17 protein-coding genes and 1 tRNA gene are annotated in these 21744 nt (G+C 55.7%); 13 read left to right on the top strand and 5 right to left on the bottom strand.

Annotation, left to right across the window (positions count from 1 at the left end):
• Positions 1 to 147: 147 nt before the first annotated feature.
• Positions 148 to 1041, bottom strand: a complete 894-nt coding sequence (locus ACZ5D1_RS10325) for a flagellin N-terminal helical domain-containing protein (protein WP_011367527.1) — start codon at positions 1039 to 1041, stop codon at positions 148 to 150.
• A gap of 294 nt (positions 1042 to 1335) precedes the next feature.
• Positions 1336 to 1413, bottom strand: a tRNA-Pro gene (locus ACZ5D1_RS10320).
• 250 nt (positions 1414 to 1663) lie between these two features.
• Here ACZ5D1_RS10320 and ACZ5D1_RS10315 point away from each other — a divergent pair.
• The 7 genes from ACZ5D1_RS10315 (at position 1664) to ACZ5D1_RS10285 (ending at position 10556) form a co-directional block, all read left to right on the top strand.
• Positions 1664 to 2773, top strand: a complete 1110-nt coding sequence (locus tag ACZ5D1_RS10315) for a protein-glutamate methylesterase/protein-glutamine glutaminase (protein ID WP_011367528.1) — start codon at positions 1664 to 1666, stop codon at positions 2771 to 2773.
• A gap of 81 nt (positions 2774 to 2854) precedes the next feature.
• Positions 2855 to 4783, top strand: a complete 1929-nt coding sequence (locus ACZ5D1_RS10310) for a HEAT repeat domain-containing protein (protein ID WP_011367529.1) — start codon at positions 2855 to 2857, stop codon at positions 4781 to 4783.
• Entirely contained in the window at positions 4784 to 5662 is an 879-nt protein-coding gene (locus ACZ5D1_RS10305) for a CheR family methyltransferase (protein ID WP_011367530.1), read from the top strand.
• Positions 5663 to 5716: 54 nt separating this feature from the next.
• The gene (locus ACZ5D1_RS10300) at positions 5717 to 6493 is read left to right on the top strand and encodes a ParA family protein (RefSeq protein ID WP_011367531.1); all 777 of its coding nucleotides are present in this window, start codon (positions 5717 to 5719) and stop codon (positions 6491 to 6493) included.
• Positions 6487 to 7206 (top strand): chemotaxis protein CheW, encoded by a 720-nt coding sequence (locus ACZ5D1_RS10295; RefSeq protein WP_011367532.1) that lies wholly within the window; start codon positions 6487 to 6489, stop codon positions 7204 to 7206. Before ACZ5D1_RS10300 ends, ACZ5D1_RS10295 begins: the two co-directional genes overlap by 7 nt.
• 11 nt (positions 7207 to 7217) lie before the next feature.
• Positions 7218 to 7589, top strand: coding sequence for a response regulator (locus ACZ5D1_RS10290; RefSeq protein WP_011367533.1), 372 nt, complete (start codon positions 7218 to 7220; stop codon positions 7587 to 7589).
• Positions 7590 to 7691: 102 nt separating this feature from the next.
• Positions 7692 to 10556, top strand: coding sequence for an Hpt domain-containing protein (locus ACZ5D1_RS10285; protein WP_464554828.1), 2865 nt, complete (start codon positions 7692 to 7694; stop codon positions 10554 to 10556).
• 354 nt (positions 10557 to 10910) lie between these two features.
• On the opposite strand, the gene ACZ5D1_RS10280 is transcribed toward ACZ5D1_RS10285, so the two are convergent.
• A complete protein-coding gene (locus ACZ5D1_RS10280) occupies positions 10911 to 11864 on the bottom strand; it encodes a hypothetical protein (RefSeq protein ID WP_464554826.1) in 954 nt (317 codons plus the stop codon).
• A gap of 209 nt (positions 11865 to 12073) precedes the next feature.
• Between ACZ5D1_RS10280 and ybgF the strand changes: the two genes are divergently transcribed.
• From ybgF to ACZ5D1_RS10250, 6 genes are all read left to right on the top strand, one after another.
• Entirely contained in the window at positions 12074 to 12871 is a 798-nt protein-coding gene (gene ybgF / locus ACZ5D1_RS10275; RefSeq protein ID WP_464554825.1) for a tol-pal system protein YbgF, read from the top strand.
• 63 nt (positions 12872 to 12934) lie between these two features.
• Positions 12935 to 14212 carry a DNA-processing protein DprA gene (gene dprA / locus ACZ5D1_RS10270; RefSeq protein ID WP_464554823.1) on the top strand — a complete coding sequence of 426 codons (1278 nt, stop codon included), beginning with the start codon at positions 12935 to 12937 and terminating at the stop codon, positions 14210 to 14212.
• Positions 14213 to 14244: 32 nt separating this feature from the next.
• The gene (locus ACZ5D1_RS10265) at positions 14245 to 14634 is read left to right on the top strand and encodes a hypothetical protein (protein WP_011367538.1); all 390 of its coding nucleotides are present in this window, start codon (positions 14245 to 14247) and stop codon (positions 14632 to 14634) included.
• Positions 14635 to 14645: 11 nt separating this feature from the next.
• Complete coding sequence (locus ACZ5D1_RS10260; protein ID WP_011367539.1) at positions 14646 to 15485, top strand: HDOD domain-containing protein; 840 nt, start codon at positions 14646 to 14648, stop codon at positions 15483 to 15485.
• A 7-nt stretch (positions 15486 to 15492) separates the two neighbouring features.
• Positions 15493 to 16452: a GGDEF domain-containing response regulator gene (locus ACZ5D1_RS10255; RefSeq protein WP_011367540.1), complete on the top strand. Its 960-nt coding sequence runs from the start codon at positions 15493 to 15495 to the stop codon at positions 16450 to 16452.
• The gene (locus ACZ5D1_RS10250) at positions 16427 to 17425 is read left to right on the top strand and encodes a tyrosine recombinase XerC (protein ID WP_464554821.1); all 999 of its coding nucleotides are present in this window, start codon (positions 16427 to 16429) and stop codon (positions 17423 to 17425) included. Before ACZ5D1_RS10255 ends, ACZ5D1_RS10250 begins: the two co-directional genes overlap by 26 nt.
• 103 nt (positions 17426 to 17528) lie before the next feature.
• On the opposite strand, the gene ACZ5D1_RS10245 is transcribed toward ACZ5D1_RS10250, so the two are convergent.
• Positions 17529 to 18650: an NAD(P)H-dependent flavin oxidoreductase gene (locus ACZ5D1_RS10245; protein ID WP_027181386.1), complete on the bottom strand. Its 1122-nt coding sequence runs from the start codon at positions 18648 to 18650 to the stop codon at positions 17529 to 17531.
• Between the two features lie 95 nt (positions 18651 to 18745).
• A complete protein-coding gene (locus ACZ5D1_RS10240) occupies positions 18746 to 21739 on the bottom strand; it encodes a PD-(D/E)XK nuclease family protein (RefSeq protein WP_464554820.1) in 2994 nt (997 codons plus the stop codon).
• Between the last annotated feature and the right edge of the window lie 5 nt (positions 21740 to 21744).

Here is a 21744-nt window from a genome sequence, read left to right as displayed (position 1 = left end):
AGGGCCGCCCTTTGCGGGGCGGCCCTTTTTTCTGGCGCTTTGAGTGAGGAGGATGGTCTTTCCCTGAAGTAATGACTTCGTGCCGCTTCCGGCAATGCGGAAGCCTGTGATTGTTTTGCTGCTACGGCCTCTCCCGATGTGTCGTAATCAGGCCCCGAGAAGATTCAGGGCCAGTCTGGGGAGCGTGTTGGCCTGTGACAGCATGGCGACCGCGGACTGTGACAGAATTTGCTGGCGTGTGAATTCTGTCATCTCCAGAGAGACGTCCACGTCGGAAATACGTGATTCCGCCGCCTGCAGGTTTTCGGACTGGATCTGCAAGTTGGTTATGGTGTTTTCCAGCCGGTTCTGGATGGCTCCGAGGTTTGCCCGGATTTTATCCTTTGACACGATGGCGTCCTCAAGGGCTGCCAGTGCAGCCTGTGCCGCGGACTGGGTGGAAATGCTGGCCGCTTTGGCAGAGGTGCCCGCCTGCGTGCCTACGCCCAGTGCAGATGCCGTGGAGGCGCCGATCTGGATGTAGTAATAGTCTTCCGCCGAGTCGTTGGCTGTGCCGAAGTGCACCTTGAGTTTACCGGTTGCCACAAGGCCGCTTCCATCATGGGTGGCGCCGGAAAGGTGCCCGTTGAGCAGATGGATGCCGTTGAAGTCTGTGGAGTTGGCTATTCGGGTGATTTCCGAGGCCATGGCCTGATATTCGGAGTCGATTATCAGACGCTGGGCCGAGGTGTATGTACCCGTTGCGGCCTGTTCGGCCAGCTCCTTCATACGGATGAGTTTTTCGTCGATGACCTGCAGAGCGCCGTCGGCCGTCTGGATAAGCGAAATTGCATCGTTGGCGTTGCGGATGCCCTGATTAAGGGCGGCAATGTCCGAACGCATGATTTCGCGGATTGCCAGACCGGCGGCGTCGTCGGCTGCTGTTCCCACTCGCAGCCCCGATGAAAGACGGCGGATGGAGGTGGCAAGCTTGCTGTACGAGTTGCCGAGGTTGTTCGCCGCATTAAGGGCCATCAAGTTGTGGTTGATAATAAGAGACATGACCATTCCTCCTTGAATGAGTCACGGCTTCCTTGCCTCAGTAGGGGAGCGGTCAGCGGAAGTCACGCTCTTCTGACCAAAAGGTTCTCCCCTCCCCACTCGCTTTTCCTATCGGCGGCGTGCGGCGTTACTTTAGGCTTCGAATGAATAAAAAATATTTTTTACTGTAATACTCTGTTATGTCAAAGTGTTTGCGGGCATGTCAGGGGCAGGGGGCTCTGCATGTGGTGCGGATCGGGGAACGGGGGCAATAAAAAAAGGACTTGCAATCGAAATTGCAAGTCCTTGGTGTTCTGGTCGGGATGAAAGGATTCGAACCTTCGGCCTCAGCGTCCCGAACGCTGCGCTCTAGCCAAACTGAGCCACATCCCGTGAGGAGGCAGTATTTATCGGAGTCAAAAGATAAATGCAAGCACTTTTTTAGTTTTAGTTGCAAAAAAAGGGTGTTTCCTTATGCTTGCTAAAAGACTAAACTTGTCAGGTGATGGCTGTTTTGTATATGCGGATGCGTCTGATGTGTCCGCCGGCTGTCATCCGGCACTAAGGCTGTCCGGACATTATGTTATGAATCTGAATCAATTGGTATGCAGGACAGCGTTGTCATGAATTGCAGGAGTTCCTGGTGATAAAAGTCGTCGTTGTTGATGATTCCGCCTTTATGCGCAAGGCTCTCAGCAGCATGCTGGAGAAAGACCCCGGTATTTCCGTGGTTGCCACGGCACGCAACGGTGAAGAAGGGCTGGAGCAGATACGTAAACATGACCCTGATGTGGTCACGCTTGATATTGAAATGCCCCGCATGGACGGGTTGACGGCACTGCGCCATATAATGATGGAAATGCCCCGCCCGGTGCTCATGGTCAGCTCGCTGACCGTGGAAGGGGCGGAAGCGACCCTGAAGGCGATGGAGCTGGGCGCTGTTGATTTTATTCCCAAACAGCTTTCCACTGTGTCGCTCGATATCGTTAAAATTGAAAAAGACCTGCAGGAAAAGGTAAAGGCCATTTCCCGTCGCAGGGTTCCGGGCCGGTCTTTCCGTCCTGCCCCCGCGGTCCGTCCTGCTGCCCCTGCCGCTCTGCGTGCCACGCCGCGGCCTTCCGCTGCTCCCTCATCCGCTGCTTCTTCAACGGGAACGCTGCAGGTTGCCGGTGGCAAGCCGGTGCGCGATGTGGTGGCCATCGGGGTGTCCACAGGGGGACCTCCGGCTGTGCAGAAAGTGCTTTCACGTCTGCCGCAGGATTTTCCCGTGGGTATTGTCATTGCTCAGCACATGCCCGCTGCGTTTACCGGGCCGTTTGCCAAAAGGCTTGACGGGGTGTGCGCCATTGCCGTCAAAGAAGCCGAAGACGGCGAGATGCTGATGCCGGGCAAGGCCTACATTGCGCCCGGCGGCAAACATGTGCGGGTCAGAAACACCCGCGGCCGCCTGACTCTGGAAGTGTCTGCCGAACCGGCAGAGGCGCTTTACAAGCCTTCCGCCAATGAGCTTATGGAATCTGCCGGTCTTGCTCTCGGGCGACGTTCGCTCGGTGTCATTCTTACCGGTATGGGCAGTGACGGGCTGGAGGGCATCAAGGTGCTCAAGCAGAAAGGTGGGCATGCTCTGGCGCAGAGTGACTCCACCTGCGTTGTGTACGGTATGCCCAAAGCGATTGTCGACGCCGGTCTGGCTGACAGTGTCGTCGATATTGACGATATGGCGCAGGCCATTATGAATGCTGTTTATAAGTGATATCAGCGTAAGGTCTCTGTTATGCTGGTGACAGTAGATAGTGCCGCTTTGCTGAAATCATAACGAGTAAGGATATAAACCATGGCTGAGCATCGTCAGATTCTTGAGCAGCTGAGCAGTGATAATACGGAACTGGTGCGCGAAGCAGCCTTTGCTGCCGGAGATATGGGGTTGAAAGATGCCGTGCCGTTGCTGGCAGGGCATCTGCAAAGCGCCAATCTGGGAGTTCAGGAAGCTGCAGAGCAGGCGATAAGAAAGATAGGCGGTACGGCCGCTGTGCGTGCGGTTATTCCGTTGCTGCGTTCCGACGATGCCCCTGCCCGTAACATTTCGATGGACATCCTGCGCGAAATCGGCGCCGACGATTTCGATTCGCTTACCCGGCTTCTGCATGATGAAGATCCGGATATGCGTATTTTTGCTTCGGATATTCTTGGATCATGCGCACGGGTTGAGGCTGTGCGTCCTCTGTGCGAAGCCCTGCTGCGCGACCCCGAAGTCAACGTGCGCTATCAGGCCGCCGTCAGTCTGGGCAATCTGGCCTTTTCCGAGGCTGCGGAATGCCTGAACAGTGCCTTGCATGATGAGGAGTGGGTTCAGTTTTCCGTAATTGAGGCGCTTACAAAAATCAGGGCGGAATCTTCTGTCAATGCTCTGGTGCGCGCTCTCGATTATTCGTCAGATCTGGTGGCATCCATGATTGTGGATGCGCTGGGCGAGATGGGCAACATAAAGGCTGTCAGCCTGTTGCTTAAACGGCTCGAATCTTCCCCTGCGCCGCTGCGAAATAAAATAGTCAAGGCTGTTGTGCAGCTGCTTGGCGGAAAGCTGCTTAAACTGCTTTCCGACAAGGAGCATGAGCGGTTCCGCGAGTATCTGCTTGTGGCCATTCAGGATGAAGAAGAAGACATTCAGGATGCTGCAGTGGTCGGGCTGGGCTTTATGGGCGGCGAGCAGGCCACAAAAGCCGTCATGGATGTGGCAGCCCGTCTGGACGCGGACAGAGACCACGAACGTCTGGTGCGTGCCGTGGAGTGCCTTGCTGCTGTGGGGCCGAATCACGCTCTGGAAAACGAACTGCATTCCGATGATGAATACCGTGTGCGCATAGCTGTGGAAGCCATAGCGGGCATGCAGGATGCCTCTTCCGTCATACCGGTGCTTAAAGAAATATTCTGGGACAAGCCGCGCGATGTGCAGCGTGCGCTTATGACCGTTCTTGCTTCGGTGTGCGGTGCCGAAGATTCAGCTTTTTTCCTGGAAATTCTTGAAAAGCATAACGACGGCAATGTGCTGAAAAGCGCTTTGGCGTTTGTGGGGGACAAAGGCGATGTGGCCGCTGTGGGCGGCACGCTGTTTGCCCTGCTGGAACATCCGTACGATGACGTGAAAGAGGCGGCGCTGGATGCCTGCATAGCGCTCGGCGGCGATGATATGATGCGGCGCTTCCGCATTTTGTTTGAAAGTGAAGATGCGCTGAACAGGATGATGGCTACCTATGCGCTGGGCAGGCTGGGTGTTGATGATAACATCGACCTGCTGGAAGGCGCGCTGGAAGACGCCGTTCCGGACATAAGAAAGGTGGCGCTGGAAGCTGTGGCTGACGTGTGCAGTGATATTTCTTCACGGCTTGATATGGTGCTGCCGCGCCTGCATGATGAAAACAGCGAAGTGCGGCTTGCACTTGTTGAACTGCTGGGCAAATGCCGTTGTGCCGACGTTACCGCACCGTTACTGCAGGCGCTGGGCGATCAGGACGACTGGGTGCGGATGCGGGCGGCTGAAGCTCTGGGCGGGTTGCGGACTGCAGAGGCTCTGCCTGCACTGGTGAACATGCTGCAAGATGAGAGCCCCCTTGTTGTCATCAAAGCCATTGAAGCGCTGGGCAACACCGGTGGCAAGACTGCTTTCCGGGCTCTCATGTCCATGATGGATTCGGACAGCATCGAGATTCAGGAAGCGGCAGAGCAGGCTATCGGCCGTATTCAGGAACAAGGAGAGGACGCATAGATGTCGTCACTGTTTTCCAAGTCGATCACGCTACGTAAAGAGCAGAAGATCACCGATGAAGAATTTTCGCAGTTGCGGGATTTCATCTATGATCAGTGCGGCATCTATATTGCGGATAACAGGAAGTATCTGATTGAAAACCGGCTTGCCAACAGGCTCAAAGAGCTGAATCTGAAGACCTATGGCGAGTATTTTTATTATCTGCGGTACGATGCCGGCAGAAAGCAGGAACTTTCACGACTTTTTGAAGTGGTTACCACCAACGAAACAAGCTTTTTCCGTAATCCGCCGCAGCTCAAGGTTTTTGAGGAAAAAGTTCTTTCCGCCGTACTGGCCGATCTGCGTGCGTCCCGCTCGAAGCGGCTGCGCATATGGTCTGCCGGCTGTTCCACAGGGGAAGAGCCTTACACGCTGGCCATTATTCTGCATGAAATCCTGCGGTCTGAAATCGCATCGTGGGATATTAAAATAACCGCCAATGATCTTTCCGAAGCCGTGCTGCATGCCGCAAGAAGAGGCATTTACACCGAGTATGCATTGCGCACCACGCCGCCGGAAATCATTTCGAAATACTTCATCAAGGAAGGCAGCAATTTTAAGATCAAGCCGGAACTGAAGAAGCTTGTCAATTTCGGGCAGATAAACCTGAGCGACAGGATGCAGCTTAAGCGTGTGGAGCGCTCGCAGATTGTTTTTTGCCGAAACGTGATCATCTATTTTGATGACGAGATGAAAAAACAGGTGATCAGTTCGTTTTATGATAACCTGACACCGGGCGGATATCTGCTTATCGGGCACTCTGAATCGCTGCATAATATCACCAGAGCCTTCAAACCGGAGCATCATCAGGGTGCCATCGTATACAGAAAGCTTGAATAACGCGTGCGTGCGGGCCGAACCAGTCAGAATAGTACGAAAGCAGGGAGACATATAGTGGGCGCACGGGTGCTGGCAGTTGCAAACCAGAAAGGCGGAGTGGGCAAGACCACGACTACGCTTACCTTGGCCGCTGCACTGGCAGACAGGGGAAACAGAGTTCTGATAATGGATCTTGACCCGCATGCCTGTGCTTCCGTGCACTTGCGGTATTACCCTGAAGAACTGGTGGGCACGGCATATGATCTGTTTTCAGGCGACGGACAGGATACCGCAGCGCTGTGGAAACAGATCAGGCACCGGCATGAAATGCAGCCCTTTGATGTGGTTCCTGCCCACATCCGGCTTTCAGAGCTTGAAGTTGATCTGCGGAGCAGAAAAGGGAAAGGAACCATTCTGCAGCAGGCATTGAAGGCGGTGGAGGACGATTATGATTATATCGTGCTGGACTGTCCGCCGCATGTGGGCATTTTGCTGGTCAACGCCATTGTGGCAGCTGATCTGCTGATAATTCCCATACAGACAGATTTTCTGGCACTGCACGGGCTTAAGCTGCTGTTTGACACCGTACGGGTGCTCAACAAGGCCATGCCGGAACCCGTGCGGTACAAAGCGCTGGCCACCATGTACGACAAGCGGGCGGGGGCCTGTAACAGAGTGCTTGATCTTATCGGCCGTAAAATGGGCGACAATATGTTCAGGTCGGTCATAGGCATTGATACCAAGTTCAGGGAAGCCAGCGCACAGGGCAAGGTGATTTACGATATCGACCGTAACAGCAGAGGGGCGAAGGCATACGAAGCCCTGGCAGAAGAGATTGCGACACTATGGTGAAAACACCCGAAGAATACTTTCAGGAGCAGGACTTCGGCACGGACAGTAAGGTGGAAGACCGCCGTTTTACCGATGCCGAGCGTGCATTCATGCAGAAATATCTGGGCATGGATGAACAGGATGTGCTGCAACGGATGGGCAGAGAGCAGGAACCTGATGCCGTGATGACGCTTGCCCCGCCGCAGAGCGCGCCGGCGGCGGAACCTGCGACGCAGGGCCACGATGCACAGCCGGCTTCCGGTCTGCTGCATGAAGAGCTGGAAGACCAGCTGAAGACGTTGGAAGAAGTCCAGATGGTCAGTTTTTATCTGGGCGAACAGGAATTTACGGTGCCCATTATGGCTGTGCAGGAAGTGATCCGCTTTATGCAGCCCACAAAACTGCCCGCGGCTCCGCGTTTTATCGCCGGTATGGTGAACCTGCGCGGCAGGGTGACTCCGCTGGTATATCTGCGTGATCTTTTGGGTATTGTCGCCAGAGAAGGAGACGACGGCCGTTTCATTGTCATTTGCAAGCGCAAGGGATTGCAGGTGGGGCTTATTATAGACAGAGTGCACACCATGTACCGTGTACCGCAACGCACCATTGACTGGAACATTGAATCCCGGCTGGGAACCTCTGTCGATTTTGTTTCGGGACTGATGAATTCGAACGAGCGTCTGGTAAGCATCATCTCTGTCGACCGCATTGTCGCGCGGGTTCTGCAAAGTTAAAGGAGTGCGTCATGAGTAAACATATATTGATAGTCGATGACTCCAAAACAGTACGCAACCTTGTTGCTTTCATTATGAAGAAAGAAGGCTTCAGGGTGACCATGGCGGAAGACGGGCTGGACGGACTGGAAAAACTCTATTCTGCCGAAGAAACTGTGGATCTTATCATTTCAGACGTTAATATGCCGCGTATGGATGGTTTTACCTTCATCAAGACTGTGCGTGAGCAGGACACATACCGCGATCTGCCCATTGTGGTGCTTTCTACGGAAGGGCAGGAGAAAGATATTCAGATGGGTATGAGTCTGGGGGCCAATCTGTATATGGTTAAACCTGCCCAGCCTGACAAGATGGTTAAAAACATCAAAATGCTGCTGGGCTAAAGCTTTTATGGTAAAGTGCCGATCAGCTGTTGCAGAGTAGTTTCAACAATTGGTGCGGATTATTTATATGCCTTTCACGGCGACTAGAACAGAGGTTATGACATGAGTCAGGATTTCATGGATCCGGAAATATTCGCCGACTTTATTCTGGAAGCGAAAGAGCATCTGGAGACTATCGAGCCGAATCTGCTTGAGCTTGAGAATTCTCCCGATAACCTTTCGTTGCTTAATGAAATTTTCCGGCCCATGCACTCTCTCAAGGGGGCGTCCGGATTTCTGGGGCTGAACAGAATAAACTCCCTTGCGCATAAGGCCGAAAATATTCTTGATGAGCTGCGCAAAGGAGAGATGTCTGTCTCTTCGGAAATCATGGATGTGATTCTGTCTGCGACAGATGCTTTGCGCCAGATGATTGATAATCTGGATGTTACCGGGCAGGAAGGCGATGTTGAGATAGCGTCTATTGTTGAAATCATTGACGCCATTATGGCAGGAGGCGGCATAGCCGCGCCTGCGCCGTCTGCTTCTGAGGAAGAACAGCCCCGCGAGCAGCAGGAAGACTCGTCGTCTGACGATGACAGTGCAGATTCTTCTGCTGCACAGAATGCGGCAGAGCGTGTCTTTGTGAATCTGGAACCCTATGCCCTGACAGCCTTCGGTGAAGGGCATCTGCGTGATTTTGTCGAAGAAGCCAGAGATATATCTGAAAACCTGAATGCGGGGTTGCTGGAGCTGGAAACCAACCCTCATGCGGAAGGTGATCTGGTTAACGACCTGTTCAGATATTTTCATAATCTCAAGGGTAACAGCGGAATTATCGGTTTTGCCGAGCTGAACAGCCTGACGCACGAAGCGGAAACCCTGCTCAATAAAGTGCGTAAAGGCGAGATGCCGTCTTCGCATGCGCTGGTTGATCTGCTGCTTGTGGTCGTGGATTATATTGACGCCATGGTGGAACGCATTGATGCGACCACGGGGGTAGCCACGCCCGTGCGCATCGACGACCTGCTGGAAAGGCTGCAGAAGGCGGTTACCGAAGGCATTATCGATGCCCCTGCCCGACCTGCCGGTCAGCAGACGGCCGCACAGCCGGAAGCCCCTCAGGAGTCCGCTCCCGCACAGCAGGAGCCTTCCTCCGCTGTGGCACCCGGTGTTGATCCTGACGATCTGAATGTTTTCCGTGATACGGTTTCACAGCAGTTTGAAAGTATCCGCATCGCGCTGGCTGAACTGAGCAAAGACAGCAGCCAGAAAGATTTTGTGGATGCCTTGTTCCGCTCGCTGGTCACCGTGCAGAATTCCTGCGGATACATGGGGCTGGAAGAGACAAAGGTGTACGCCGAGCGCACGGCTAAGCTGGTTGATCAGGCCCGCTCCAGTGATCTTGATTTTTCTCTTATGACAGACCTGCTTGAGCAGGAATGTGCCATTCTGAAAGATATGGTTGACGCCCAGCTGACGCAGCTCAGTTCTCCTGCTGCCTCGACAGGCGCTGACGATGCGGCAGAACCGGCGGGCGACAGTCCGGCCGCCAGACAGGCCGGAAAAACAGAACCCCCCGCGGCACCCGTGCAGAAAGAAAAGGCAGCACCTGCAGCTGCTCCCGCAGCAAAACCGGCTCCTGCGCCCCGGCCTTCTGCCAAGCCGGCACCCAAGCCTGCTGCTCCAAAGCCTGCCGCTCCGGCCAAGCCGGCTGCCGCACCGCAGGCAGGCGGGGCGGCCCAGCCTCCGGCCGGCAATGACCAGCAGGCAGTACACAAAGGGAAGTCCTCTTCCACCATACGCGTTGACCACGAAAAGCTTGATCACCTGATGAATCTCATCGGTGAGTTGATAATCAACCGTAACAGATACACTATGCTGGCCCGCAGACTTGAAGGCGAGACAGATGTGAACGTGGCGGACGTGGCGCAGAATCTGACTGAAACCACCTATGCCATGGCGCGCATTTCCGATGACCTGCAGGACACCATCATGAAAGTGCGCATGGTGCCTGTTTCTTCTGTGTTCTCACGTTTTCCCAGACTGGTACGCGATCTTTCGCGCAAAAGCGGGAAAGAAGTGGAACTCATCATGGAAGGCGAGGAAACAGAGCTGGATAAAAGCGTGGTTGAGGTCATCGGTGACCCGCTGGTTCACCTTATCCGTAATGCCATGGACCACGGCGTTGAACCCGAAGAAGACCGTATAGCCAAAGGCAAGCGTCCTAAAGGGCGGGTATGGCTGCGGGCATACCACAAAGGCAACTCGGTCGCCATTGAGATTGAAGATGACGGTAAAGGCATTGACCCTGAAAGAATGCGCGAAGTCGCAGTGAATAAAGGCATCATCAGTCCGGAGGAAGCCAAGTCTCTGGATGACCGTGAAGCCATGGAGCTGATTTTTGCCCCGGGATTTTCATCTGCAGAGACCATTACGGATATTTCCGGTCGTGGTGTGGGCATGGACGTGGTGCGCACCAACATTAAAAATCTCAAGGGCAGTGTCAGTATCCAGTCCGAGATAGGCAAGGGAACGCGGTTCATTCTTTCCCTGCCGCTCACGCTGGCAATTATCGATGCACTTATGGTCAATGTTTCAGGTGAGACATACGCCATACCGCTTGATGCGGTGTCCGAGACCACCAAGATAGAGGCCGAGCGTCTGACTGATGTGAACAACCGCAAGGCGGTGACCCTGCGCGGCGAAGTGCTCGGCATAGTCACCCTGTCCGAGTTGCTCGGGCTGGAAGGTACCACGGAAGATGACGAAGTGCTTTCTGTGGTTGTCATCCATGATAATGACCGCCGTCTGGGGCTTGTGGTGGACAGGCTGCTGGAACGTCAGGAAATAGTCATCAAGCCGCTGGGTGAATATCTGGGGGATTTGAGGGGGATTTCCGGCGCCACCATTATGGGGGACGGCAGCGTTGTGCTGATCCTTGATCCGCACGAAATATATCTGATGGCCACATCCAAGGCTGTATAACCGAAATGGATAAACAAGCCGCTCTCCTGCCGGGAGGGCGGCTTTATTTTTGTCGGCAGCCCGTTTTGCCGGAAGTTGTTCTGATAGGTTTTTTGCATTCCGGCTACCGTGACGGGGCAGAAGAGCGCGGCGGGGTACGCGGGCAGGGAAAAAGCCGGTTATACGCAGCGGCGCACCTGTAGTGTGCCGTCTGAAAAGAGCCTGCTGCAGGCCTGTTCCGGCACGGGAGATATGGCCAGCGGGACGTTGCAGCAATGGTCTGCAGCTGAGCAGCGGCCTGCACGGGGATGTTCAGCAACACAAAAGCCGGTGAGCAAACGCTGCACCGGCTTTTGTGTTGTTTCAATGTCCGGACTAGATAAGCGCGTAAACGCGCAATGCGGCGAACATCTGGACGGCATAACCTGCCACCAGCAGCACAGGCGCTGTTATCATGGCCGGTTTATGACGCAGCGGGGCGGCGCTGACCGCAACAATCATCCACCCCGCGCAGGCCAGCAGGGGTATTGCTATGCCTGCCGCCCACAGCAGCACAAAAGGATTTTCCAGTGCAAAAGGGGAAAGCACCGGCTGCGACATCCACAGCAGGAGCGCTGCAGGTATGGTCTGCAGCAGGGAGGGAATCAGCGCACAGCGGGCACAGTAGGCTGTGCTGAAATTGTAGTAATCGCGCCCGTAGTTGTCTGCCTCGCGCCGCAGCAGCAGATAGCAAAGTCCCAGCGCGCCCGCTGCCCCGATACCGGCAAGAAGGGCCTGAGCAAGCAGGGGCCAGAAAACAGATTGTGCAGGAATGGAGTAGACAGCGAGAAACGTGTCCAGCGCGGGAGCGCTGGAAGGAATACTGAGCCCTGCGGCCAGTACTGTGCGCTTGAGCCCCAGCGAAAGGAAGACCGCCGTGAACATGGACAGACCGGCAAACAGCCCGAAAAGCCTGTGGAGGGCTTTGTTCTTTTTAAGGGAATTCCATGTGAGGGAATAGATGACCTGCAGCGCGAACGCCAGAGTGAGGGTGCCCAGAGCCGCCATGAGCGGCAGGCGTAGCGGACCTTCGAATAAAGCCGGTTCTTCCAGCGCGGTGTGCAGGATGCCTGCGGCCATGGTGGTGAAGCACAAAACCCCCAGCGTAGTGGCCATGGTGGCAAGCTGGCGGGCAAATTTATCGTAAAAAACTTTTTTTTGCGCAGAAGCCAGTATCTGACTGAAAAGGGTGAGTGCGGGTGAGCATATGGTGGCCATCAGACATACGCAGAAGGCGGCTCCGGCAATCACAAACACCGGCTGAAGCGGGTCGGTTATAAGCGGGGTCATTATGAAACAGGCTCCTTGGTGGCGTTCACCGTGTTGGCGCGCCGCAGGGTGCGGCATGGGTCTTTTGCCTTAAAAAGCCGTTTCATGCAAGTTTCGGGGGTATGAGAAGCGTTCGTCCTGCAAGGGTTGTCTTGATTAATAGCCGCATGTCGCCTATTTAAAGCAGATGCATTGCAAGTACAGATTCACGGGTATCCGGAGGCGCTAGAATGAACGTTCGGCAGAGTATGGCATTGGCATTATGTGTGGTGGCAGCGACGGTACTGGCTGGCTGTGCTCCGCGCGGCGGAGATAGCGTTGCCGCCAGCAGTGAATGGCGGCTGCAGAATCTGGAAGCGAATCAGCTTGAAATGCAGGAAAAAGACCGCGCTGCCGGTGCCGAAATGCGCAGCAGGCTTCAGGCGCTGGAAAACAGACTGGAACGTCTGGAAAAGAAGCTGGAAGATACCGGCAGCATGAATGCCGCTGCACAGGCGGATGCTGAAGCCCGTAAAGCCGCGGAGAATGCGAAGCAGTACGCCTCAACGGCACCTGCACCTGCACCGGCGCCTGCTCCTGTTGCAGCGCCGCAGCAGAGTCCGGTACAGGCCGCAGGGCATGCAGCCTCTGCAAAGAAGGCCCCTGCTTCACAGCCGGCTGATGAGACGGCTCGCTATCAGGCCGGTGTAAAAGCGGTGATGAATGAAGATGTGAAGACCGGCCGCAGCATTCTGGAAGCTTTTCTGGCTGATTTTCCCAAAAGCGGCCTTGCCCCCAACGCGTCCTACTGGCTTGGTGAAACCTATTACCACGAAAAGCGTTACGCCGAAGCCATTCTTACCTTTAAAGAGGTGGTACGCAATTATCCCAAGCACGAGAAAGCCGCCGCAGCCATGTTGAAAACAGGCTATGCGTACGAAATGCTGGGCGATAAAAGCAATGCCCGTTTTTATCTGCAGACCCTTGTGGATGAATATTCCGCTTCAGAACCTGCTGCCCTTGCGCGCAAGCGTTTGAAATCGCTGTAACAACAGGGGTTGCTTTCCGTGTCTTCTTCCTGCCGCAGAGGCTCTTCATGTGCGGGTGCACAGATGGAAACGATATCTGAACACCCCGACGCATACACGCTGAAGCGGATGGACGAAGCCGGACGTCGTAACTTCTGGGCTTCTCTGGCGTTGCGGTATTCCTGCGGGATTGGTCCCCGTACATGGAAGCGCCTGCTTACGTGGTACGGATCGCCCTATGCTGCCGTGATGGATGTTGCGGACTGGGCTGCTGCCGGTGTGTCTGCCACCCGGGCCGATTCATGCCGCCGCGGGCTTTGGAGAGAGCAGGCCCGTGCTGAATGGGATGCGGCAGGCAAGGCAGGCTACAAAATTCTGCTGTGGAACGATCCCCGCTATCCTGAACGGTTGAAAGAGATTCCCGACCCGCCGCTGTTTCTTTATTATCTGGGAGATGCCTCGCTGCTGTCGGCGCCCATGGTGGGTGTGGTGGGTGCGCGGCGTTGTTCACGCTACGGGCTGGATGTGGCATCTTGCATCAGCCGCGAGCTGTCACGCAGAGGAATCACCATTGCGTCGGGGCTTGCAAGGGGGATAGACCGGCAGGCACATATTGCCGCTCTGGAGGGTATAGGCAGTTCTGTGGCGGTGCTGGGCAACGGGCCGGACCAGATTTATCCGCCGGAAAACAGGGATGTGCTTTTTTCTCTTGCGGGCCGGGGGCTGGTAGTGACGGAGTTTGCTCCGGGAGTACCCCCTGAAAGCAAAAATTTTCCCGTGCGTAACAGAATAATCAGCGGTTTGTCGCTGGGCATTCTGGTTGTTGAGGCGGCCGCCCGCAGCGGCAGCCTGATAACCGCACGTCTGGCTCTGGAGCAGGGAAGAGAGGTTTTCGCCGTTCCGGGAAGGATTACCGCCCAGACTTCTTCCGGCTGCCACGAGCTGATAAAGCAGGGGGCCCGTACCGTGTGCGGTGCGGAGGACATCCTGCTGGAACTGGCCCCGCTGCTTAGGGCTGCGGCGGAAAACCCGTCGTCACCCGCCGTGCAGGAACCGATGCATCCGCATACGGCACACTCCGTGCCGCAGTCTGCCGGTGCATGTTGCCACTCCGATGTGCCGTCTGTAGTTGCGGCCGCACCGGCAGATGGCGGCGCTGCAGGTACGGAACCTGCAGCTTCTCCGGCAGATGCTGACGGGCAGAAGGTTCTTGCAGTACTTGCACGTCGGGGCGGGCTTCATATAGATGTGCTGTGCAGGGAACTGGACTGGGATGCGGGAAGAGTAAGTGCCGCCCTGCTGCTTCTGGAAATAGCCGGCAGCGTGCGGCAGGCTCCCGGCATGCTTTACTGCCCGGCGTAATGATGCTGTTCTGACAGGACGGATGACAATATATGCAGAAAATACCGCTTAAACTTGCCGCTGCCGGTATGAAGCTGGCTAAAAGTGTGGAACGTGCCGACGGCATTGTTCTGGTGGGTGAAGGCACGGAACTGAGTGACCCGCTTATTACGCGAATCGGACAGGCCGGGGTTTCATCCATAGTGGTTCAGGGCAGCCCCGTGGATATGGACGGGCTGGAAGGCGGTGCCGACTATGGCAGAATCCGCGGGCGTCTGGAGCATCTTTTCCGTAAGCACCGCGACGACAGATTCATGGCGGCTCTGCACGGCACCTTTGACAGATATTTTCGCGCCAAAGCCGCCGAAGCCGCTGCCGAGGCCGCAGCTTTGCGCTCTCTGGAAGAAAATGATGCCGATGACTCTGTGCAGGCGGATGCCTGAAAGGTGGAACAGTGACTCAGGATCTCGCAACGCAATATAAAGGTCAGATTCTGGCTGTAAAAAATCTGCCCACGCTGCCCACGGCACTGGAAGAAGTCTCCCGCCTTGTGGAAGACCCGAATTCATCCACCGAGCAGATAGCCAGAGTCATAGCGTATGATCAGGTGCTTTCGGCAAAAGTGCTCAAGATGGTCAATTCACCCATCTACGGTTTTCCGGGGCGCATATCGTCTGTGCAGCATGCCCTTGTGCTGCTGGGGTTCAATGTCATCCGCGGGCTTATCATTTCCACCTCGGTTTTTGATGATATGAATAAAACCATGGTGGGGTTGTGGGATCACAGCGTGGGGTGTGCCCTTGCCTGCGGCGAGGTGGCCCGTGTGCTCGGTTTTAAAGATCCGGAAGAGTATGCTGTGGCCGGTCTGCTGCATGATCTGGGCAAGGTTGTGACTGCCGTGCAGCTGCCGCAGGCCAAAAAAGCGCTGGATGTGCTGGTCCGCACAGAAGATATCACCTATCTGGAGGCGGAAAAGAGGGTGCTGGGCTTCGGCCACGACAGGGTCAACCTGTGGCTGGGCAGACACTGGAATCTGCCCCCCAACATCTGTGAGGCCATAGCCTATCATCACAAACCGCTGTCGGCCCAGAACTATACCCAGTTTGCCTGCGTGGTGCATGTGGGGAATTTTCTGACCAGAGTGTTCGAATACGGCAACGGCGGCGATGACAATGTTCCGTATATGCTGCCGCATGCCATGAAGCTGCTTAAGCTGAACCAGCGGATGCTGGAACAGGTGCTGGACGCATTGTGCGCCAAGTTTATTGAAGTGGCTGATCTTAAACTGGGATAGGCAAGACATGCCGCAGTTAGGAGACGGACAGATGGCCCGCTGCATGCGTGCCTTTCTGCTTACGTGCGATCCGGCCCTGCCCGGCACCGTGTCGGCGTTATGGCCTTCCGAAGTCATACGCTGGACTGTTTTTGAGCGGGGGGCCGCTGCTCTTGAATCGCTTTTTTCCGAGCCGCCTGATCTGGTGCTGGTGGATATGCAGCTTGCCGACATGCAGGGAACTGACCTTGTCCGCATGATGAAAAGCGAGAATGTATACCGCCATATACCGGTAGTGCTTTTTGTTCCGTCTGCCGTTCTGGAGCAAGGCATGGACTGGTCGCTGGTGGAGGCCGATGATTTTCTTGTACGCCCGTGCGGTCCTGCCGAGCTGCAGGCACGGGTGGAACTGACCATAAGCCGGGCTTCGCGGTCGCTGGACGCCAACCCGCTTACAAGACTGCCGGGCAACACCTCCATCATTCACTTTATTCAGGAACAGCTCGATAAAAAAGCGGACTATGCCTTCGGGTATGCCGATCTGGATCATTTCAAGTCGTTCAATGACAAATACGGTTTTTCGCGCGGTGATGAAGCCCTGATGATGACTGCGCGGATTATTGTCAACATTATAAAGGCATATGCGGGTACGGTATCCTTTGTTGGGCATGTGGGCGGGGATGATTTTGTCTTCGGCCTGCCGGAGGATTGTATCGAAAGTGCCTGCCAGCGGATTGTGTCGAGTTTCGATTCCATCGTACCGCATTTTTATGATGCGGAAGACAGAGCACGCTCAGGTATAGTTTCCACGGACAGGCAGGGAAACGTGTGTTCGTTTCCGTTGATGGCCATCTCCATTGCTGTTGTGATGAACACGGGCGGAAGGCTGCAGCATTATGGCGAGGTGTCTGCCATTGCCTCTGCTCTGAAGAAGAAAGCAAAGGAAGATCCACGGAGTAATTATGTCATGGACAGGCGGCGCGCCTGATTTCAACCTGCCACCTCTGCCGGATACGGCCGAAATGTATATGGGGTATCTTGCGCTGGAAAAGGGCTATTCTTCAGCTACAGTGCGCGGGTATGCGTGTGATCTTGCGCAGTTTGAAGATTTTTTGCAGCGGCGGGACATGTCTCTGGATACGCCTGCGGACATAGTGCCCCGTACTATCCATGATTTTCTGGCTGACCTGCACAGGCAGCATGTGGGCAAGTCTTCCATGGGGCGCAAACTTTCCGCCCTGCGTGGTTTTTTCAGATATCTGGCCCGCAAGGGCTTTATACGTTCTGTTCCTACGGAAGGTATAACAAACCCCCGGCAGGCGCAGCGCAGCCCCAGAGCGTTGAACGTGGATCAGGCGTATGCTGTGCTGGACACCAGAACTCAGGCAGCTTCACGTGCGCAGGTGCACGTGCGGCAGGCACATAAAAGAGAGCAGCTGGCACGCGATCTGGCTCTGGCGGAGCTGCTTTACGGTTCAGGCCTGCGCATATCAGAGGCTCTTGCCCTTGACCTGTGCCATACAGACCCTTCAAGCGGGCTTATAAAGGTGACGGGTAAAGGCAGCAAGGAGCGGATTGTACCTCTTTCCGATACCAGCCGGCAGGCATTGCAGCTGTGGCTTGATGTACGCGAAACGCTGGATGTTTCCGGCGGAGCGGAACAGGCTGTTTTTCTGGGCGCGCGCGGCGGACGCCTGAACAGGCGGCAGGCGCTGCGCATCATTGAAGACCTGTGCCGCGCGGCCGGTCTGCCGCAGGCCGTATCGCCCCATGCTCTGCGGCATTCTTTTGCCACCCACCTGCTGGAGGCGGGTGCCGACATGCGCAGTGTGCAGGAGCTGCTGGGCCATGAACGCCTTACCACTACACAGCGTTATACGCACCTGACGTTGCGTAAAATTGTAGAGGTATACGACAGGGCGCACCCCGGAAGCAAAGCGGGTAAAGGCGGCTCCAAATAACAACGCATTGTGATGCAGCGAGTCTGCTGCTGTTTTGCCGGGGAATTTTACGCTGCGGGCCGGCGGCTGCAAAAAAAGCGCCCCCTTTCGGGAGCGCTTTGAATCAGCTTGTCCGGGGAAGGGGGTGCGACAGCCGTGAGGCCTCGAACTCTTCTTTGAGCGAGTCCACAAGCTCTTTTACCGACTGTATCTTGTCCACACGGTGAACATTGGTGCCCGAAAAAGCGAACCCTTTGTTGAGGTTGCCTTTTTTGGCATTTAACAGTGCGGCAGCTATGCAGTATGGGCTTTTTTCCACTTTGCAGGAATGTATGCAGTGGAAGGCGCATTTGACGGGCTGGCGTCTGCCTTCATCCACATCTTTTACAAACTGGCTGCGTATGGCTCTGCCGGGCATGCCCACAGGGCTTTTTATCACAACCACATCTTCCTGTTTTGCATCGACATACGCCTGCTTAAAGCGGTCGTCGGCGTCGCATTCATGCGTGGCCACAAAACGGGTGCCCATCTGTACACCGGCTGCGCCCATATCGATGTAGCTGCGGATGTCGTCGCCGCTGTACACACCGCCTGCGGCAATCACCGGAATACGTCTGTTACGCTGTGCTTCAAAGGGCTTTACAGCTTCAATGACCTGCGGAATGACTTTTTCAAGCGCAAACTCGGGGTCATCAAGCTCTTCGGGCTTAAAACCCAGATGTCCGCCTGCTTTGGGACCTTCCACCACAAAGGCATCGGGCAGGTAGTCAAAGCGGTTCAGCCATTTTTTGCAGATGATTGAAGCCGCGCGTGCAGAGGATACAATGGGCACCAGTTTGGTGCGCACTTCTTCCTTGCCCTGTTCACTGGCTTCTTTAAGGTATCTGGGCAGATCAAGCGGCAGTCCGGCACCGGAGAAAATCACATCGATTTTTTCGTCGATGGATGTTTTTACCAGATCGGCAAAATTGGTCAGCGCAACCATAATGTTAACGCCGAGGATGCCTCTGGTCATCTCTTTGGCTTTGCGTATTTCTTTGCGCAAGGCGCGGATGTTCGCCTCAAGCGGATTTTTAGCCACGTCCGGTTCGTTCATGCCAATCATGGCACCGGCAATTACGCCTATGCCGCCCTCGTTGGCTACGGCGCTTGCCAGACCGGAAAGCGAGATTCCTACACCCATCCCTCCCTGGATAATAGGAACTCTGGCGACGATGTCGCCGATTTTAAGGTTTGGAAAAACCATGATTCAGTCCTCCGTGGGGCAGAACAGCCCCTTATGATGATGCTGCCGGTCCGTCGGGAACGACAGCGGAAGGGCAGGGCGTCCGGTGGACGCACCTATCCCGTTGGTCCCTCAAGGCGAAATGTACACAGATTGGCGTAAAAGCACCAGTCACAATGTTTTCCGCGTCGCGGGCGAAAACAGGAGGATGTGGTCATGTGTTGCAGAAGAAAGCCGATTATGGCGGGAATCTGGTGGGCCGCTGCATGTTGCACTTCGTCTCGCCCGGCGGCGGTAAAGAGCATTTCTTCCTTGCCGCTGTCACGCAGGGCTATCCAGCCGGCATTGCCGGCAGGCCTGCCGCAGGCGGTTGCATACAGATAAAGATAGAAAGGCAGCTGGATACTGCGCAGAGTATCGGAAAGAAGGGGCAGGGGGTCGTCTTCGGCTGCCGGATGCCAGCGTGCGATTTTTTCCCACAGGTCTTCACTTTTCCAGACATCCTGTGCGGGTTTGCGTGCTGTGCCTGTCTTGTAATCCAGCACTATGTCGCAGCCGTCGCGTTCGTCCACCCTGTCCAGCCTTCCGGCAATCCAGTACGTGCTGCCTCCGGCTTCGACTTTTGCCTCCAGTGCTTCTTCCAGCTTCAGAATGCGTGTTGTTTCCGGCTGGTTATTCAAGAAACGGGTCAGGCGTTCCGGACCGGCAACACTGAGCATGCAGTAGGAGTCATAAGGCAAAGTGTCCTGCAGGCCGCTTGAATGCAGCCGCTGATGAAACAGGCCGGTAAGGGCTTTGGCATCCAGTTGTCCGCGTGTGATTTCTTGTCCTGCATACGGGGTGAAAAACTCCTGCAGCACCGCGTGCATCAGGTCTCCCACGCCCAGATGGTCATCGCCTTCGTTAACCTGCTCAGCAGGAGTGATGCGGCACAGGCGCTCATAAAAAAAGCTCACGGGACAACGTAGGTAGCTGTCAAGCATGGTTGCTGAAACGGGACGGGCGAGGAGTTCGCGTATTCTGTCGTCTATGGCGGCCGAGCGCGGTATAACGGCATCATGCAGACTGATGGCCGGAATGGAGTAGGAAACGGCATGCAGAGGCGGTGTACCTGCCTGCAGCAGGCGGCCTGTGCGCTGTTCGTCCTGCCATATGAGCTCTTCAAGAAAGCGGCTGCGCTGTTTTTTTTCGTCGAACAACCCTGATTGTGTTGTGCCAGCCTGATACAACAGGGTTACTTCGCGGGCGCCTTTGATCAGGCGGAAAAAGTTATAGGCCGAAATCCGTTCTCTGTGGCGGATGTCGGGCAGCCCCAGCAGTCCCCGCAGATTTTCGGGCAGCAGCGGATCGTTGGCAGGCACTCCGGGCAGGTTGTTTTCGGTGGCGTCCAGCACATAGACGCGCCGGAAGCGCAACAGGCGGGCCTCCAGCATGCCCATAACCTGAAGTCCGGTGAGCGGTTCCGCCTCGAAAGGCACCCGTTCCGCGTTCATCACTTCGCGCAGTATGGTGTACAGCAGGCCGGAATCAAGTTCTGCATCGCGGACGGTACTTTCTCTCAGGGCCGGAATGACCCTGTGCATCAGGCGGTACATGCATTCGGCATCGACGGGAAAGCGTTTCCACATATCGGCGCCTTGTTCCAGCAGCAGCGTGCACATATCTGCCAGCACGCCGGCAAGCTGCTGCGGAGTGGATACGCGTTCCCAGCGTGTGAGTGTAAGGTCGAAGATACGCGAGACCAGCGCGGCAAGAGCTTCGTCATCCACGGCGGCCGTACCGGCACCGGTTGCGTCTGCCTCCGCAAGGTATTCTATCTGCAGGTTCCGCGGGTCGGTATGGCGCGCCCCCTGACGTACGGAGCGCTCCATATGACGGAAAACCTGCTGCAGGGGCCGCGCGTTGTGCAGCGACAGCATCTTGAGATACGGGTGCCGGATGAGGTCTATTATTCTGCGCCATGGGTAGCCGGAGGGAGTACGCCCCTCCTGCAGATCCATTATGGTATCCAGCAGCTGGGCCAGCGGAGACTTGCCCAGAGGATAGCCCATGGAGATGTTGACGTCTTTGCGCGGCAGATGATGCAGCAGCGGCATAAGCATGCCGGAGTCGGGCAACACGACGGCGGACTGCTCCAGCGAGTCGGTCTGCGTCAGTTTTTTCTGCAGGGCGTCAAGCTGTGAATGCAGGTCAAAGCCTTCATGGTATTCAATGGTTGCGTGCCGGTCTTCAGGCTCTTCCAGCAGAACTGTTCCGGCCTGCCATTGTTCCAGCAGCGATTCATGCTCTTTGCAAGACCAGTGAACGGGTTTTTTTGCGGCAAGGGCAGGGTCTGTATGCAGCACCATATGCGCCCCGCAGGCAGAACGCAGCGTGGTGAATACCTTTTTTTCCACACCGGTCAGTCCGTAAAATCCTGCTATAAATATTATTTTTCCGGAGAACATGGCGGGAAGGCTGTCAGCAGCATGTGCGGCCCTGAATGCATCGTATCCCGGTGTTGTCCAGTTTTCTGCATCAAGACGGCCGGTATACAGCCGGTGTATGCTGCCCAGCTGTTCCAGCAGGCGGGCAGCAAAGTCCACCACATCGCCTTCCATGTAGTGATAGTCGTCAGGCTCCAGACCCTGATTGTAAAAGTCTTCCAGCAGTGCCGCCAGACGCATGCCCCAGGGGAAGAAGCGCCTTGCGTCGGTCAGGGGCAGAGCGCTCAGCGGCCCGCGCGGGGTAAATGTTGCACTGGCAGGCATTTCCCCGGCAGAGGGGGGCTGTTCACCTATTCCCAGTTCCCGCACACATTCAAGCAGCAGCCCCACTCGGTCGAGCAGCTCAATGGTACGGGGCTGTGCCGTGCTGCCGGCCGTGCTGACGGCGGACAGAAACTCGCTGACGGGGAGTATCTGGGGAATAAGGCAGGGCCTCGGGATGTCAGGTGATGTACGGAACAGATCAAGCAGATATCTGCGGGGTCTGCTGTGCGGGAACACAATGACCGCACGTCCGGTTTCACCATCGGTATGTTCCGTCACATAGCGCAGCAGTGCCTGAAGAAAGTCGTTCTGCCACGGTATAATGGCCACAGGGGGAATTGTCCGGTCAGAAAAAGTCATGGGGG

The sequence above is a fragment of the Oleidesulfovibrio vietnamensis genome (genome assembly GCF_055388115.1).
Note: the sequence above shows the minus strand (reverse complement) of the source record. Positions and strands in the feature narration are given on the sequence as shown.